Consider the following 16,841-nt stretch of genomic DNA (forward strand, 5'->3'; position numbering starts at 1 on the left):
TAACATGGAGGGAAGTATAATGTACAAGCAACTGGTAGCCAGTAATGATAGAGCGGCAGTGGAGGGATTATCCCGGCAGGTGCTTGATCCGACGAGCCGCTATTATGGAGGGACAATAGATCCGGGTACTGGCGTTGCCTGGGTTAATCATACGACCGGCACACCAACCGATATGTGTTATTGGGGAGCGGCTCTGGTTAACCCGGATTCCGCATTCTACCGTGATGAGCTGCTGCTGGCCCGCCTGCTGCTGGCGACGGAGTTCGTGCTGCGTGCACAACATGAGGATGGCTCGATCTCTCCGGGCTGGACGAACTATCATTCTCCCCCGGATACAGCCTTTGTCATCGTCGGCTATGCTCAGCTATACCAACTGTTGGCGTCGCAGGATTGGGCGCCACTGCAACAGGTGCTTGATAATATGCTCTTGTTTCTTAAGCGAACTATTCCCGTCATGCTTACAGGGGGCTGTCACACGCCGAATCATCGTTGGGTATTGTGTGCAGCACTGGGATTTCTGCATGAACTGTTCGGACTGGAGGAGGCTGTCCAACGGGCGGAACAGTGGTTGGCGGAAGGGATGGATATTACACCTGATGGAGAATGGACGGAGCGCAGCAACGGTATTTATAGTGCGGTCAGCGACATCATGCTGATTCATGCCGCTCGTCTGCTGGATCGGCCGCAGTTGCTGGAGCCAGTTCGTCTGAATTTACACATGATGGTCTATTTGGTGCATCCTAAGGGCGAAGTTGTGACCGATTATTCTGGGCGCCAGGATCTGGGGAGCTTTCACGACCTGTCTCCATATTATTTACCGTACGCTATTCTGGCCCGTTCCGATAAGGAGCCATTGTTTGCGGGGATGGCCGAATGGGCAGGCAGAGCACTGGAAAATCCGGGGGTCTGCTCTGTCAACGTACTTGTACGTATGCTGCTGGAGCCGGAGCTTCAGCAACCTTTTGAAGATTCGGCAGCTCTGCCTGTAAAATATGAGAAAATACTGAACGGCGATTTTCCGCGACACGGCTATCTGCAGGATATGGAGAAGTCCGGCCATCAAGGGCGAATTTACCACAGCCGGCTGCATACTGATTTCGGAGCACCGGTTGCGCGCTACAGGGACGGGAACACTAGCGTGACCTTAATCACGGAGACGCCGTCTTTTTTTGCACTCCGTCACGGTGCCGTCAGGCTGCTTGCAGTGCAGCTGGCTTCTTACTTTAATCCGGGCTATGTCCCGATGCAGAAAATGATCAAACTACCTGACGGATACCACCTGTCAGGAGAACAAAAGAAGGGTTATTACGGTCCTGTAGAAGGTGAACTGCTTCCGCAAACATCTGGGGAGCCAGTAAGCCCTTGGTATCTGCTACCGCATCAGAGCCGCGCACTTACGCATGAACAGACATTCCGCGTGGAGACGGAGGTTCAACGCACGGACAGAGGGTGGACCCTCCGGTTGCATGCTGAGGAACCTACAGAGGTTATGACTCAGCTGTCTTTTATTTTTGGACGGGAAGGATGTTTCACATCGGGTGAATTGCAGGCTGTCGGAGAGGACCATTATCTCTGGAACGGCGGTAACCTCCGCTATAGTTGTGAAGAGGACTGGATTGAACTGTCAGGGGGCGAGCTTGGACATCTGGCGGCTACGGTGCGTGAGGCGAAGCTACAGGATAACTGCAAGGCGGTGTTGGTCAATTTTATGACTCCGTTCGATAAGACGATTACGATCACTCTATCTCCTTCCATGATAAGAGAGTAACCTTTGCAACAATTTACAATTTAGCAGACGTTGACATTACACCTCAGTCTTAGAATAATAAGCCTTATTAAAAAACCTTCCATTAGAAGCAAACCTGGAGTTATCAGGTCTAATGGGAGGTTTTGTTATGCATCTGCTAAGCATAGACTCACCAGATTTTAACCGTGCATAATGGTATAAGTAAGAAATCCGGGGACACCAGCCGTCAGTGATTCAAACATTCTCCGAAGCCGTGACTGTCAGCTTTTATAAAATTTCCTTTAGTTTGGTTTACATAGGCACTTTTTTCGGTGGTCAAGTGTTATAGAGATATAAGGGTTAAGGAGGTGCTTACATCGCCACAGGATTCGCTAGACTCGACAGAGTTGGAAGAGCTAATCGTTAGGATTCAAAAGGGAGATTCCGAGCAGTATGCTTTAATTGTCAGGTCATTCCAAAAGCCGATCTATCGATATTGCTATCGTTTGTTAGAAAACAAGCAGGATGCGGAGGACGCGGTTCAGGATATTTTGGTAAAGGGTTATCAATCTATCCGGCAATACAAATCGCAAATGCATTTCTCGGCATGGCTCTATCGTATCGCATATCATCATTGCTTAAATCTGCTGCGCAGGCGTCGTCTGCATAAGCAAGTCATGCGTATTTTTCGTCCGGAAGTACTGTCTGCAAGTCCTGAACAGGAGCTGGATGCTCGGTTGTATAGTCCTTCATTGTCTGCGGCTTTAGCGGGATTGTCGCTTGAGGAGAGAAACATGCTTATTCTGCGGGTGTTTGAAGAACAAACTTATGCAGAGATAAGTGAGATTCTAGGGGTCAGTCCCAATGCGCTAACTAAAAGAATGAATCGGATCAAGCTAAAGGTTCAGGAAGCTATGAAGTCAGAGGAGGAGATCACATGGAAAGAAACAAAATCAGCAATGAATACCAAGATATAATTTATGCCTCGGTGGGCAATGAACTTTTGGATGAGGTAGATGTAGAAGATAAGGTCATGGGGCGTATTACTGGCATAACAGGTCGAAAGCGATCGTTCTCGCTGAGGGTGATGAATAAAACAACGGCAGTGGCCAGTATGTTAACGCTGTTTCTGCTGATTTCTGTGACTGCGTATGCTGCGTCTGAATATATCCAAATCCGCAATAGTGAAGGAGTAGTGAAGGTCCAACATGTTGCGCCGACTGAATCTGCAGAAAGGGCTTCTTATGATAAATATGCGCAGCAAGCAGAAGAGTTCGCTAAACCGGGTGAATTGATCGCTTATCTTGTGAAAAATAAAGCAGGTGCAGCAGGCTTGGCGACAGAATTGCAGTTTAAGTATAAAGAGCAGCGGATAGATGCGTATTCTGATTTTTTAAAAGAAATCAAAAGAACAGGGGCGCCAATGCTTCCCGAAACGGCAGCGGGGTACGCTTTTAAATATGGTGTAATCCATCCTAATTCTCCGACTACGGATACAGCTAAGCTAGGTACTTTGTATAAGGAAACATTAAATGATCTTACCGCTCAGGCAAATAAGGACAAGGGGACCCGCAATTTGTTTATGAAGGCTATACCGTGGTCCGAGCCAGGGGGGCTAAGTGTAACATATTCGAAGAACAATGCTTTTATAGGGATCTCAGCAACGCTCATGCATGGCGGCAAGGTTTTCGTGGAACAAACGCCTGAGAATCAAGCTAATAAGCTCACAGTTGCAGGGACAGAAGTTATCTATAACAAGGTAGTAAGGGAAGAGGTCAGCTATGATTATCTGAACTGGTATAACGAGAAGCAGGATGCGTATTATACACTCACCAGCTATGGAGATACGATTTTGACCCAGGAGCAATTTTTACAGCTGGCTGAGGAGCTATTGAAGTAGAGTTTTGAAGTTTGAAGTTTGAAGTTTGAAGTTTGAAGTTAGTAGTTCGTAGTTCGTAGTTCGTAGTTCGTAGTTCGTAGTTCGTAGTTAGTAGTTAGTAGTTAGTAGTGCGTAGTGCGTAGTGCGTAGTATGTAGTGTGTAGTTTGAAGGTGCATGCGCTAAGTTAGTTGTATTATGTGCAATTAAAGTTCACCAATAGCTGTATATAGGCCCTTTAGTTGTACTTGATGCAGCTATTACTGGTTAGATTAGTGGAAATAGACGTTTTTACGGATTTTAGTTGTAGAGAATGCAATTAGAGAAGAGGCTATGAGCGGATCAGAAATAAATAAGTGTATAAAATACAGTTAAATCGTATGCAGGGAAGGCAGCAATTGGATCCAGATATAAAAGAAGGTATCCCCAAAGCGAGAGCGTAGGGATACCTTCTTAATATTCTTATATCTTCGAAAATTCGAAGAGCGTTAGCCTTCTAGCAGTAGTGCTTCCGGATCTTCCAGCAATTCCTTCACTTTGACAAGAAAGCTTACCGCTTCAGAGCCGTCAACGATCCGGTGATCATAGGAAAGGGCGATGTACATCATTGGACGGTTTACGGTTCTTTCTTCGTCCAGCGCGATCGGACGCAATTGGATCTTATGCATCCCTAGAATACCCACCTGTGGTGTATTCAGAATCGGTGTCGATAACAAGGAGCCGAATACGCCACCGTTGGTGATGGTGAATGTTCCGCCTTGCAGCTCGGAGAGGCTGAGCGTATTGGCACGTGCTTTGGAAGCGAGCTCGCCAATCTGGCGCTCGATTTCCGGGAAGCTGAGCCGATCCGCATCACGGACTACGGGAACTACAAGTCCTTCTTTCGCTGCAACAGCAATACCGATGTCGTAGAATTTCTTAACGACCAGATCTTCACCGTCGATTTCGGCGTTCAGCAGTGGATAGGTTTTAAGCGCACCGATCACGGCTTTGGTGAAGAAGGACATGAAGCCTAGTCCAACTTCATGTTTTTCTTTAAATGCATCCTTGCGGCGCTTGCGGATGTCGAGGATCGCTGTCATGTCCACCTCGTTGAAGGTGGTAAGCATGGCCGCGGTCTGCTGCGCTTCGACCAAGCGGCTGGCAATCGTGAGCCGTCTGCGCGACATGCGCTTGCGCTCCACGTTTTTGCCCTCGTCCGGCGTGGCTTTGCCCGCTGCCGGCTTCGCTGGTTCCGGCTTGCCTTGCGGCGCCGGAGCTACCGGTGCAGCGGCCTGCGGCGCTGCTGCACCATGACCGGACACATCGGCCTGACCAATCCGGCCGATAGGATCACGGGCGCTAACCTCGCCGAGGTCGATGCCGCGCTCCCGTGCCAGCTTGCGTGCGCCCGGCGATGCCAATGCAGCATGGCTGTCGCCACCTGCTGCAGGCACTTCGGGCGCAGCTACAGGCGCGGCGGCTGCTACTGCGTTGCCGCCTGCCGGAGCCGCTTTAGGCGCTTCGGCTTCGCTTTCAGCACCCCGCGGCGTACTGCCGCTTGCGGCTCCAATGATGCCGATGGCTTCGCCAACGGCTACGTTCTCGCCCGCTTGACGCAGGATGGTGGAGATGACACCCTCCACCTCTGCACTAATTTCCAGATTGACTTTATCCGTTTCCAGCTCAGCAAGCACATCGCCTTGACCTACCGTGTCGCCTTCTTTAACCAGCCATTTGTAGATGGTTCCTTCGGATATGGATTCTCCCAGATCGGGTACTAAGATTTCTGACACAGGCCGTTTCCTCCCCAAACATAATGGTTTACGCTATTGTGATACCGTCCTCTTAAGAGGACGGTACAGCCGCTTGTACGTTCGAATTTGATTTTAGGGCTTCTGTTACAATTCTACGTTGTTCGAAGCTATGCACATCTGCATAACCACTGGCCGGGCTGGAACGTTCCGGACGGCCGATATATCTTACGCCGGCATTTTTCGGTGCGATGGCGCGTAACCGAGGCTCACTATAGCTCCAGCCGCCCATATTTTTCGGCTCTTCTTGCACCCAGACAATTTCCTGAAGGGAGCTGAAGGAGTTTAAATGTTCGCTTAGCTCCTGTTCCGGGAACGGATAAAGCTGCTCTAGGCGAAGAACATGCAGCCATGACCAATCCTTATCCGGTGCTGCTTCCAGTTCTGTTTGGATGTCGATAGCGACTTTACCGCTGCAGACTACGAGCCGTTTAACTTCACTTGGTTTCTGGCCAAGCAAAGATTCAGCTAATACAGGCTTGAATTGTCCTGAAGCCAGCTCGGTTCCGGCAGAAGTGCTGCGCGTATTCCGAATGAGACTTTTCGGCGTCATAATGACTAGCGGTCTAGCATCTTCCTGCCCGCATAACGCTGCTTGGCGCCGCAGCAGATGGAAATATTGCGAAGCGGTAGTCAGGTTAGCGACCGTCCAGTTCTCCTCAGCGGATAGCTGCAAGAACCGTTCCAGCCTACCGCTGGAGTGCTCAGGTCCCTGTCCTTCGTAGCCATGCGGCAGCATGATGACGAGATTGCTGCGCTGTGTCCATTTGGCGCGTCCAGCGGCAATGAACTGGTCAAAAATAACCTGACCCGCATTGGCGAAATCACCATACTGTGCTTCCCAGATTACGAAGGTTTCCGGTGCAAACACATTATAACCATATTCAAAGCCTAATACTGATGCCTCTGACAATGGACTGTTGTATACGCCAAAGGAGGCACGGGAATCGCTTAGCTGATGCAGCGGAGAGAATAAATCTCCTGTTTTACTGTCGTGCAGCACCAGATGGCGATGTGCGAAGGTTCCGCGCTGGGCATCTTGACCGCTCAGTCGGATGGGCGTTCCATTTTTCAGAATGGTAGCGAAGGCTAATGTTTCAGCTAGTGCCCAGTCGACCTTTTCACCCTCATTCAGTGCATCTTTACGACGTTGTAAAATGCGCTCCAGCTTCGGATAAACCTGGAATCCAGCAGGAACCGTCAACAGTTCACGATTGATCTCCTGCAGGCTGGAGATGGATACCGCTGTAGTGTTTGCCGCTGCGCGGTCCGTTTGTAGAGGAATGAAGGCTTTGGGTTCTTTTTTCTTATGATTGCCTTCCTTCATAGTATCGTACGCACGCTGCAATACGCTTTCTGCTTCAGCATTCATCTTTTGTACGTCTTCGGCGGTAAGAACCTTTTCGTTTTTCAGTCTCTCTGCATAAACCTTGTAGACGGTTGGATGATTGCGAACCTTGCCGTAGACAATAGGTTGTGTGGTTTCAGGATCATCCATTTCGTTGTGACCATGACGGCGGTAGCCGATGAGATCAATTACGAAATCTTTTTTGAATTGATGGCGGTATGCGCTAGCTAAACGTACAGCTGCTACGCAGGCCTCTGGGTCATCAGCGTTGACATGGACTATTGGGATTTCATACCCTTTGGCGATGTCACTCGCATAATGCGTAGAACGGGAATCTTCACTTTCAGTCGTAAAACCAATTCGGTTATTAACAATGATATGGATCGTCCCACCATTTTGATAACCTTGAAGTTTGCCGATATTAAGCGTTTCTGCAACAATTCCTTCACCTGGAAAAGCAGCATCGCCATGCATCAGCACCGCCATAGCTTTACTGGTATCAATCTTCGGCAGTCCTGCAGTGCTCCGATCTTCTTGTGCGGCACGAGTGAAACCTTCCACGACAGGATTGACGAATTCCAAGTGACTTGGGTTATTCGCTAGTGTTATTCTTGTGCGTACGGTTTCTCCTTCACGGACAGCACGGTCTGCACCGAGATGGTATTTCACATCACCTGTCCAACCATAGTTAATGCCTGTGGAGCCTTCGGAAGGGAAAAGCTCCTTGTTCGGAGAATGATGAAACTCTGAAAATATGATATCATAAGGTTTGCCCAAAATATGTGCAAGAACGTTGAGGCGGCCGCGATGCGCCATGCCCATCAAAATATGCTCCGCACCGTCATGTGCAGCAGCACGTACGATTTCATCTAACATCGGCACAAGAGCATCATTGCCTTCAAGACTGAAACGCTTCTGACCTACAAAAGTCTTGTGGAGGAAGGTTTCAAATTGCTCTACCTGAATCAGGCGGTTCAGGAGCTCTTTGCGTTCTGTATTATTTAGGGGTGCTGGTGAGCTGGTGGATTCTGCCTGTCTATTTAGCCATTGCAGTTCTTTTTCTTCATGCACATGCCCGAATTCATAGGCGATAGTCTTGGTGTATGCCTGACGCATACGTTGCACGGCATCCCATCCGGTATGCACATCATTCGGCGCATTTTCCCATATAAGCGTGGCAGGCAGTGCGATCAGGTCTTCGCGGGTCAGCCCATAGGTTTCAAGCTCAAGATATTTTGCCATGGGATTCTGATCGCGTACCAGCGGATCAATTTCAGCGGCCATATGGCCATATATACGAATATTGGCGATTAGCTTGGAAGCTCTTACTGCTTTTCTAAGCCATTCGGTGTCTCCCGAGATGCGCGGCTGAGGAGCCGGTTCGCTATCCGGAGTTAGGGGAGGAGGTCCCGAATTTGTAAAAAGCTCGCGATAATTATTTTCTACGGTGGAGGGATCTTTCACAAACTGTTCATATCTTTCTTGAATGTAGCCTAAATTGGGTCCGTAATACTTACTCCAAATGGATTCGTTATAGGGCTCTTTGGCTGCCATGAATACATCCTCCTTAACGGATGAACTCCATACGTGACATTTTGTGTCAACGCTTACTGGAGCTGTGATGATTGCGGTTTCATTTCTCATCTTATTGTGCTACTTTCGGCCACTGTAATCAATTCATTCTTTCGTCCAATACGTTCGCAAAATGGTATGGGTTAGCTTGTTCTAATGAAAAGAAGGGTATTTCTTCTCATTACCCATTCTAAAGGCCTATTAAAATGATTCTATTATCCTTATTTTTAACTATTAGGTCAGTAAATATTTATTTTGCTAGTACAATTTATTTTATGTAACGGACGAGTATCGTGATAATCGGACAAGATCTTTGAAAAAAAATCTTTTATTTTTCGTTTTTAAAATAGAAAGTAACCAGGAATCGACACACTTTTCCGCTTTCTTTTTGTATAATGTTATTGCAGATAGTAATTTTATAGTTTTTTAAGCAGATCCTTTCGTGAAAAGGGTCCAGTAAAAGGTAAACTTGCCGAAAGGCAGGGGCACAAAGTCGCGGGTCTAAGGTAGAGATACTATGACAGCCGGATTGCCTGGGGACGTAAAATCTTAGGGGGAGATTTTTTGGAAAAGTCCAACCAGGGTAGCAACAGAGAACAGCAGTTTATTGATCTGGATCAAGAGTGGGTACATTTATTATTAGCAGCTAAGAAGGCTGGCATTAAGGCAGATGAAATCCGCCAGTTCTTTCATGAGAAAACTGTGCAGATCGTGCAGTAATACATTAGAGGGGTTACATATCGAAAAAGGGCACAGCGGTTCTTCGCTGTGCCCTTTTTCGATATGATTTAGTAGAAGAGAGGATCGTACCAGATTAGTAGGAAGTATTAATCCTTTTGATCGAGCTTCCATTTCTGATAGTCCAGAAATTCTTTGAATTCGCGTTTGCTAATGCCTGAGTCCATAGCTTCCTGCACCAATCGGAACCATTCCGAATCTAAATGTGATTCCTCTGCATCATTGGGTTCTCCATAGAGTAGGGCATGAATGGATACCTGAAGCGCGTCAGCGATTTTTTCGATAAACTGGATGGATGGATTGGATTGGATGTTTCTCTCCACGTTGCTAAGATACGACTTAGCCACATCTGCTCTGTCCGCAAGCTCAGATAGGGAGAAACCCTTGTCTAGGCGGAGCTGCTGGATACGTTGGCCCATATTCTGTGGCACTATGCTGACGCCCCTCCGTAATTTTTGTTATTAGTATAGCAAATATCAATAAATCGGACAAAGTTTATTGTAAAGAGAAGAGCAGCAATCTGCTTATCCGTGGCCGGATTCAGGATCTGCTGCTCATCGAGTATTTTATTAAATTACTTTATTGATCTTAGTAGTCTTTTTTCGCACCTTGTTTAGCTACGAAATCCCAAGTCAGTGTTAAGCTATCGCCTTGGAAAATATTTTGATCTTGGTTATTTTCCACAAATTCGAATTGGACGGAGAAGCTGTCGTTGGTACCGGCTTTAATACCGGATGCTTCGGTAAAGAGTTGATCCCAACCTGTATTTTTTACGAGATCCGGATGCTGACTTTTTAAAGCAGCAAGTGTAGTCTCATAAACTACATTTTCAGGAGAGACGATAGGTACTCCTTTATCATTATTTCTAAGGAATTTAACTTTAATGAACTCGGCTAAATCCAGGTAGTTATCTCCTTTAGCATCCGTGATTTGAGTCGATGTATTCAGAATAATAGATCCGATATCGAGCGAACCATCGTTTTTCAATTTGAAGGATTTAGTTACCGTATCACCTGGTTTCAGGTTAGGAATATTAACGATGACAGAAGGGTCGGAGTTCAGATCGAGCGTGCCCGCTGCGAATGTAGCTGTGCTTTGCGCAGTGTCGCTAAAGTATGCGAAGGTTCCTCCGCCGATTAATGATAAACCCAGTGCTGCAGATGCTACGCCAAGACCCAATGTTTTCTTGATACCCATAATAAAATTCCTCCTCAAATTTGTGTTTGAATTTTTTATAAAATTTATATATTGTATCTTCCGGTTCGTAAGCGGAAGTGGACAATCAACTTAGGGCTGTGTTTCTGTTGGGGGCGGTGAGGCTGGCAGTAGGGCAGCATTTTTCTTTTCTAATGCAGCTACAGCCTTCCAAGAGGTATACAGAGCATAGAGCAGAAGCATCAAGCCAGGCACGATCATGAGGACTACACTTCCAGCTTTGGAAACCGCGAAATTCATAGCGTAACCGACATAGGGTACAGTGACCCCGGTATACTGAGCTACAACATTCACAGAACTGGTAGGGTTCATGTCGGGCGCGTCGTTGTTATCGCCTTTAGTGCGATAAACAGCTTCACCAGTAGCGTTATTGACGGTCGCTTCTACAATCCGGTGAGTAATGAGCAGATTATCTTCATTCCTAAAGGTGATGACATCGCCTGGTTTGAAACGATTCATATCCCCTCCGGGTTTTAATGCGACAATTGAGCCTGTCTGAATTCCTGGTTCCATCGATCCTGAGAGTACGGTTTTGATCTCATATCCGAAGAAAGCAGGTTCACCGCCGGAGGCCTTGGATAACACTACGGCTGCCACCAGCAGAATAAAGATCACAAGCATTAAGCTCGATAGGGTATTATTGATAATTTTTTTAATTCGCATCTTATTCTCCACCTTTCTCAGGTTGAGGGTCCGAAGGAGCTTGGGTTGCTACCGGCGGGGTAGTCGTACTGTCTTCCGCCTTTGGCGTCTCTTGTGGAGCCTCTTGCTGAGGGACATCTTTTGGAATTGTGAGCTCTTCGTCAATTTCCGGCTTAACCGGATCAGTGGCTGGGGCTTCAGGTTGTTCTTTATTTGGGGCTTCCGGAGCAGCTTCGCCTGATGTTGGAGGGGGTGCCTCAGCTTTCGCTTTATCCTCGGCTTCTTGTTGCTTTTTCTCCTCAGCCAAACGTTCTTCTTCTTTTTTCGCTTCTTCTTCTTTCTTTGCTTGCTCTTCTTCTAGCCGAGCTTTTTCAAGCTCTTCTAGTTTTTGCTCGCGAGTCTGACTGATCAATTGGAGTTTATCTTGAAGGGTAGTGATACCTGAGGTTGCCGATTCTTTATGGTTAGTCAATTCGGTATTTAGAGCTTCATAAGATGAGGTGAGGTCGCTAGAGATCACGCCGTCTGGTTGAGTGAAGGTAATCAGGAATGGCAGTGGCTGTGGGAACTCTCCTTCGCGTAATTCAAGTTGTCCATAAACATCACTGGTAACTACCGATGCGAATGGAAGACCGACATCGTGTATGGAGGTTAGGTAACTAATAACTCCATTTAAGGAAGCATTCAAGGATTCCGAGATCACACCGCTTTGATTCAGGCTGCTTTGTAAATCTCTGAAAAATTGCTCATCCTTGATTTCTAGACAGTTGGAATCTAGAGAAGTCATATATCCTCCTATCTGGAAGAGTAAGGCTGCTGCTGCACTTAGCTCATTGTGGATTTGGTTCCAAATTTGGCTGTTAGCCGCCAGTTGCTCGTTAACGCTATCTATTTGGGATTGAAGCGCCGCTATTTGCGAAGAAATCTCTTCTGCAGCGACATCAAGCTCTTCCAGCGACATCCCTTCTATTCCCGAAACGTCCGAGTAGTTAGCTGATGTGGAAAAGGGCTGTAGTGATTCTTTTAAAGTGAGCGCTCGATTAACATGCTCTTTGAACTCTGTAAGCAGTGCCTTGATCGAATTCGGAAATACTTCGCAAAAGCTAATCGTGCTAGTGGTTTGCGTAGCGGCTCCAAAGCCTCCATAGGTACCACCAACTTGCTGCGAGGTATATAGAAATAAGACGGAGACAGCCATTCCTGATTGCAGTATACGTAATCCGATTTTCCTGTTTCTTCTAGGTCTTCTCCTTGCTGATCTGGGTCTCAGAGGAATACCTCCCCTCAATGTCTGTTTCTTTGGTTCGTTATTATCGTTCTTTATTAAGAACAACTTCTGTAATGAATCATACATGGAATAAATCAAAAAGAAAACTGCCAATAACGCGCATTTGTACTCTATAAAGAACAAAAATGATAATTTATCTCTGAATAACTCCATTTATCGCTCGATTACTAAATATATTCGCAATAAAGAACGATAAGTTAGGGTGATTCGCAAAAAAATACCCGGCTCGCAGTAGTAACGCGAGCCGGGCATAAGCGGAGTAATGAAGTTGAGAATATAAATGTATATGTTACGGAAGTTTTGAACCGCGTGAACTAACATACAGGTCATACCATTCTTTACGGCTAAGCTCCAGCTTGTCCGCATCGGCACAGGCAGTAATACGCTTCGGATTCACAGTTCCAATAACAGGCTGAATGGCAGCTGGATGTGTCATTAGCCAAGCCAGTACAATGGCTTCGGGTGTTGTTCCTTTTTCATCTGCGAGCTGTTGGACCATAGCTGCTGTTTGGACGATATTCTCCGGTTGATCCTCTAATGAACGCCCGCTAAATAGACCTTGGGCGAGTGGCCCCCAGGCTTGAAGCTGAATGTTCTCCATCCGACAATGTTCAAGGGTTCCCTCAGGGAAGATAATATCCTTCCAGGGTTCACGATTTACACTGATTCCAGCATCCACCCAGCTGATCTTAGCCAAGCTCATATGCAGCTGGTTTACGATAAAAGGTTCATCGCAATAAGTCTGCAGCAGCTTGATCTGAGCGGCGCTCATATTGGAAACCCCGAAATGACGAACCTTACCAGCGGCCTTCAGTTGATGTAATGCGGAGGCTACTTCCTCGGGATCCATTAAGGGATCAGGTCTATGCAGTAGAAGAATATCAATGTATTCGGTCCCAAGTCGTGACAATATTCCATCTACACTGTTCAGAATATGTTGGCCAGAGAAATCAAACGTATTAGTGCTGTCTCCAGGTTCCATTAGCTTAATTCCACATTTAGATTGAATTATGATTTCTTCACGTAGTCTTGGACGATCCTTAAAAATCTGACCGAATACCTTCTCCGCCTTCCCACGAGTATAGATATCTGCATGATCAAACATGTTGATGCCGATGGAAAGGGCGGCATCAACCGCTTCATGTCCCTGTTTAACATTCTCCGCAGTAATCGGCTCATGGTCCCAGTCACCGCCTAGCCCCATGCAGCCTAAAGCAATGCGGCTTGCGGGAATCCCGCGCTTGTTTAAAGGTAACGCTTTCAACAATGTGATTCCTCCTTGGAAATTATGATTGCGTACTTGTAGATATTGTACACTCTCAGAAGCCCGTATGGTATTTTTTGTCGCTGGAAGAGCGGTGTTTGGTCTCCTCTTTGTTCTTTTCCTCTTGCTTTTCCAGCGTTAAATCTTCCATCGGAATCGGGTCTACATTCTGCTCACTTTCATGAAGATCAAATAGACTTTCTTTCTCTGTTGGATATTGTTCCGGGTGATCCCGTTTGCCACTATTCAGCTGATGTTTTTCTCGGGTCATTTTTACCGCCTCGCCTTCCTTTGAGATTTAATGGATATTGTGCTCGTTAATAAACGTATTTTGACTCCCTTAAACAGAAAAAAGAGGCCATTAGGCCTCTAAATTCAACGGTGTCCCTACGTCTTTTAGCTTGCGTGCTACAACATCATCGTATAGGCGCTGCAGCCATTTCAGCTCAGTCAGGGTGTGCTCATATGTACCGTACATTAGATGCAGGGCAGAACGAGGCACGATGGAGATATGCTCCTCGTATACCTGATAAGCCAGATTAACCTGATGTTCTGTTTCCCGGAGGCGTTCCTCGAGCAGCTTCTCAACCTTGCTCTGATCGATATGACGGGACATAGCCAGGGCCATATACATCGGATGATAGAAGGGTTCGTTTTTCTTAATTTGTTGCAGGATAAGCTGTTCGAATAAAGCTTTACCTTGCTCCGTTATGGCATAGATTGTTTTGTCCGGCCGATCACTGCTGCGGATGATCTCTAAAGCTTCTATATAACCATCTTGTGCAAGCTTATCCACAGCATAATAGAGTGATCCCATCTGCAGCTTGGTGATCCGGTCCATGGAACGTTCCTTCATCACTAATGTGATTTCATAGGGATGCATGTTCCGCTCCAGCAGTAAACCTAAAATGGCTAATTTCATGGACATAATGGTTACCTTTTGCCCTCAGACGCCTGAACAGCTTTAGCAGGAATGGTAAGACGGTCTTTTGGCATGAGCAGTACAAAGACTAGACCGAGCACTGCAGGAATCAAGGCCCACATAAAGGTTTGGGCAATAGAGGTGGATAACGCACTTGATATTTTTTCTAATATTTCAGCAGGGATCTTCGCTCTTGCTTCAGGTGTTAACGCAGCGCGTGGATCTCCGAAAGCTGCTGACTGTTCACTACCGCCAAAAGCATCGCTTAGACTGTTAGTAAAGCTATTCCGCTGAATAATCCCGAAGATCGTAATTCCCAGCGTCATTCCAAGGGAGCGCATGAAGGTACTGGTCGATGTTGCCGACCCCCGTTGGCGCATATCGAAATTATGGATAGCTGCCATACTCAGCACGGAGAAGGAAAAGCCTACGCCGAACCCAGTCAGAGCCATAAATACATTAAGCATGAGACGGGAGGTATCTGGTGATAAAGTGCTTAGGCTGTAGACCCCTGCGACAAAGCAGACTGCGGATAGGATCATAATGTTGCGGAAGCTGGTTTTTGTTGTAAGCAGCCCCCCGGTCTGACTGCCAACGACCGTACCGATCATCATCGGCATAAGGATCAGCCCTGAGTTCGTAGCTGAGCCGCCAAATACACCCTGCACAAAGATAGGAATGTAAATAGTAGCTACGATAAAAGCAGAGCCATAAAATAGGCTGGTCACGCTGCTTGTTGCAAACAACCGTTTGCGGAACATAGCGAACGAGATCACAGGTTCAGCAGCTACTCTCTCAATAAGGATAAACGCCAGCAAGAGAACAGCAAAACCTACGAATAAGCCAAGGATGGCACTGGAATCCCAAGCATATTGATTACCACCAAGTTCCAGAGCGAACATTAGGCAGATAATCGCACCAACCAGAGTGAAGGCTCCGCCCCAGTCAATGCGCTGTTTAGCGTGGGAGATCGACTCCTTATAAGAAGTTGCAATCAGGAACAGTGCAATAATTCCTAGCGGCAGGTTAATGTAGAATACCCACTGCCAACCAACATAGTCGGTAATATAGGCACCGAGTAAAGGTCCAAGTACACTGGAGATTCCGAAGACGGCTCCAAAGAGACCGGTCAATTTCCCTCTTTTTTCAGGCGGGTAAATGTCGAAAACGATGGTGAAGGCGATTGGCATTAGTGCACCGCCGCCGATCCCTTGAATGGCACGGTAAATACTGAGCTGTGTGATACTGGTGGCAGTACCGCACAGAGCCGAGCCAATCAGGAATACAATCAATCCGAAAATGAAGAAACGTTTACGTCCATACATATCAGAGAGCTTGCCGAAGATAGGGGTTCCGGCCATTACCATTACCATGTAAGCGGAGGTGACCCATACGATTTTATCCAGACCGCCAAGATCTGAGACTATCGTTCCCATAGCTGAAGCTACAATGGTATTGTCCATTGCGGACATAAGAATCCCAAGCAGCAGGCCAACCACTACGAGTTTAAGATTACTTTCTTTAGTATGCATGCTTCGCAGCTCCTTTTTCTTAATAGTGATAGTGATAGTGATAGTTCTGTTCGAAAAATGTTCATAATTAGAAGCAAAATTTATTATATTCAAATTTGAATAGGGAGGCAATAGTTTTTTTGAAAAAATAGAGATGTATAGCCAACCGTAGAAGAATACGGCGGTAATATAGGGACAAACTACCCGTGGAGATCATCTGTGGATGAATTAGGAATGCCTCTTGACATACCCTACGGGGGTATATTATATTATAACCAAGGAGGCTGATTCTTATGTCTACTGCCAAGAAAGAGCAAGCTGCAGAATCCTGCGACATAAATTGTCATTCTTCATCATCAGGAGAACGAAAAAGTCATCATTCGGCAGAATTCAAGAATAACTTGAATACGCGCCTCAACCGGATTGAAGGCCAGATCCGCGGGGTAAAGGGTATGATTGAGCGGGATACCTATTGTGATGATGTACTCAACCAGCTCGCGGCGGTACAGGCGGCGTTAAATGGTGTCGGTAAGATGCTGTTAGAAGGACATATGAAAAGTTGCATTGTTGAGCGAATCGAAGCTGGCGAACATGAGGTTATCGACGAGCTCCTAATTACGGTTAACAAATTAATGAAATAATAAGCTAATGCTTCTAGAGCATAGCTTCACAACATTTATTGGAGGTTATATTAATGTCAAACGCTACATTAAACGTTGAAGGAATGTCTTGTGGTCACTGTGTTAACTCTGTAGAGAAAGCCGTAGGCAATCTTGGAGCCACAGCTAAAGTTGATCTTGCTGCTAAGAAAGTTTCCGTCGAGTATGATGAGAACAAAGTAAGCCTTGGTGCGATTAAAGAAGCAATTGTAGATCAAGGGTATGACGTAGTTTAATTTGAAGCACAGTAATAAGGCTTGGAGTGATATGGGGAAGCTGCCCAAAG

At 46.5% G+C, this 16,841-nt stretch carries 16 protein-coding genes and 1 riboswitch; of the genes, 6 read left to right on the plus strand and 10 right to left on the minus strand.

Going from position 1 to position 16,841, the window contains the following annotated elements; translation table 11 throughout:
* The first annotated feature begins 19 nt into the window (after window positions 1-19).
* The 3 genes from MHH46_RS01995 to MHH46_RS02005 all read left to right on the plus strand — a co-directional run bounded on the left by MHH46_RS01995 (window position 20) and on the right by MHH46_RS02005 (window position 3,626).
* Window positions 20-1,768, plus strand: a complete 1,749-nt coding sequence (locus tag MHH46_RS01995) for a hypothetical protein (protein WP_076192700.1) — start codon at window positions 20-22, stop codon at window positions 1,766-1,768.
* A gap of 326 nt (window positions 1,769-2,094) precedes the next feature.
* The gene (locus tag MHH46_RS02000; RefSeq protein WP_076192703.1) at window positions 2,095-2,703 is read left to right on the plus strand and encodes an RNA polymerase sigma factor; all 609 of its coding nucleotides are present in this window, start codon (window positions 2,095-2,097) and stop codon (window positions 2,701-2,703) included.
* Entirely contained in the window at window positions 2,664-3,626 is a 963-nt protein-coding gene (locus tag MHH46_RS02005) for a hypothetical protein (RefSeq protein ID WP_076192705.1), read from the plus strand. The genes MHH46_RS02000 and MHH46_RS02005 overlap by 40 nt, the downstream gene beginning before the upstream one ends.
* A 465-nt stretch (window positions 3,627-4,091) precedes the next feature.
* Here MHH46_RS02005 and odhB read toward each other — a convergent pair whose 3' ends face one another.
* Complete coding sequence (odhB, locus tag MHH46_RS02010) at window positions 4,092-5,378, minus strand: 2-oxoglutarate dehydrogenase complex dihydrolipoyllysine-residue succinyltransferase (protein ID WP_076192707.1); 1,287 nt, start codon at window positions 5,376-5,378, stop codon at window positions 4,092-4,094.
* Window positions 5,379-5,430: 52 nt separating this feature from the next.
* On the minus strand, window positions 5,431-8,298 hold the full coding sequence (locus MHH46_RS02015; protein WP_076185640.1) for a 2-oxoglutarate dehydrogenase E1 component: 2,868 nt from the start codon (window positions 8,296-8,298) through the stop codon (window positions 5,431-5,433).
* Between the two features lie 470 nt (window positions 8,299-8,768).
* Window positions 8,769-8,853: riboswitch (cyclic di-GMP riboswitch) on the plus strand.
* Between the two features lie 27 nt (window positions 8,854-8,880).
* Here MHH46_RS02015 and MHH46_RS02020 point away from each other — a divergent pair.
* The gene (locus MHH46_RS02020; RefSeq protein WP_232061118.1) at window positions 8,881-9,036 is read left to right on the plus strand and encodes an anti-repressor SinI family protein; all 156 of its coding nucleotides are present in this window, start codon (window positions 8,881-8,883) and stop codon (window positions 9,034-9,036) included.
* A 107-nt stretch (window positions 9,037-9,143) separates the two neighbouring features.
* On the opposite strand, the gene MHH46_RS02025 is transcribed toward MHH46_RS02020, so the two are convergent.
* From MHH46_RS02025 to MHH46_RS02060, 8 genes are all read right to left on the minus strand, one after another.
* The gene (locus tag MHH46_RS02025) at window positions 9,144-9,473 is read right to left on the minus strand and encodes a helix-turn-helix domain-containing protein (protein WP_036682795.1); all 330 of its coding nucleotides are present in this window, start codon (window positions 9,471-9,473) and stop codon (window positions 9,144-9,146) included.
* Window positions 9,474-9,642: 169 nt separating this feature from the next.
* The gene (locus MHH46_RS02030; protein ID WP_036682781.1) at window positions 9,643-10,251 is read right to left on the minus strand and encodes a TasA family protein; all 609 of its coding nucleotides are present in this window, start codon (window positions 10,249-10,251) and stop codon (window positions 9,643-9,645) included.
* A gap of 90 nt (window positions 10,252-10,341) precedes the next feature.
* Window positions 10,342-10,932, minus strand: a complete 591-nt coding sequence (gene sipW, locus MHH46_RS02035) for a signal peptidase I SipW (protein WP_076124645.1) — start codon at window positions 10,930-10,932, stop codon at window positions 10,342-10,344.
* Between the two features lies 1 nt (window position 10,933).
* Window positions 10,934-12,109, minus strand: coding sequence for a hypothetical protein (locus tag MHH46_RS02040; protein WP_076192710.1), 1,176 nt, complete (start codon window positions 12,107-12,109; stop codon window positions 10,934-10,936).
* 379 nt (window positions 12,110-12,488) lie between these two features.
* Window positions 12,489-13,466 (minus strand): aldo/keto reductase family oxidoreductase, encoded by a 978-nt coding sequence (locus MHH46_RS02045; RefSeq protein WP_076124641.1) that lies wholly within the window; start codon window positions 13,464-13,466, stop codon window positions 12,489-12,491.
* Between the two features lie 52 nt (window positions 13,467-13,518).
* A complete protein-coding gene (locus MHH46_RS02050) occupies window positions 13,519-13,734 on the minus strand; it encodes a hypothetical protein (protein WP_076124640.1) in 216 nt (71 codons plus the stop codon).
* Window positions 13,735-13,824: 90 nt separating this feature from the next.
* A complete protein-coding gene (locus MHH46_RS02055) occupies window positions 13,825-14,391 on the minus strand; it encodes a PadR family transcriptional regulator (RefSeq protein ID WP_076124638.1) in 567 nt (188 codons plus the stop codon).
* Window positions 14,392-14,396: 5 nt separating this feature from the next.
* On the minus strand, window positions 14,397-15,917 hold the full coding sequence (locus MHH46_RS02060; protein ID WP_036682771.1) for an MDR family MFS transporter: 1,521 nt from the start codon (window positions 15,915-15,917) through the stop codon (window positions 14,397-14,399).
* A 272-nt stretch (window positions 15,918-16,189) separates the two neighbouring features.
* Here MHH46_RS02060 and MHH46_RS02065 point away from each other — a divergent pair, with 272 nt between their 5' ends.
* Both MHH46_RS02065 and MHH46_RS02070 read left to right on the plus strand, forming a co-directional pair.
* Complete coding sequence (locus tag MHH46_RS02065; protein WP_076124636.1) at window positions 16,190-16,537, plus strand: metal-sensitive transcriptional regulator; 348 nt, start codon at window positions 16,190-16,192, stop codon at window positions 16,535-16,537.
* 53 nt (window positions 16,538-16,590) lie between these two features.
* Window positions 16,591-16,791, plus strand: coding sequence for a copper ion binding protein (locus MHH46_RS02070; RefSeq protein WP_076124634.1), 201 nt, complete (start codon window positions 16,591-16,593; stop codon window positions 16,789-16,791).
* Window positions 16,792-16,841 lie beyond the last annotated feature (50 nt).

The organism is Paenibacillus sp. FSL H8-0175, from assembly GCF_045040615.1.
GTDB classification, from domain to species: Bacteria; Bacillota; Bacilli; order Paenibacillales; family Paenibacillaceae; genus Paenibacillus_AQ; species Paenibacillus_AQ odorifer.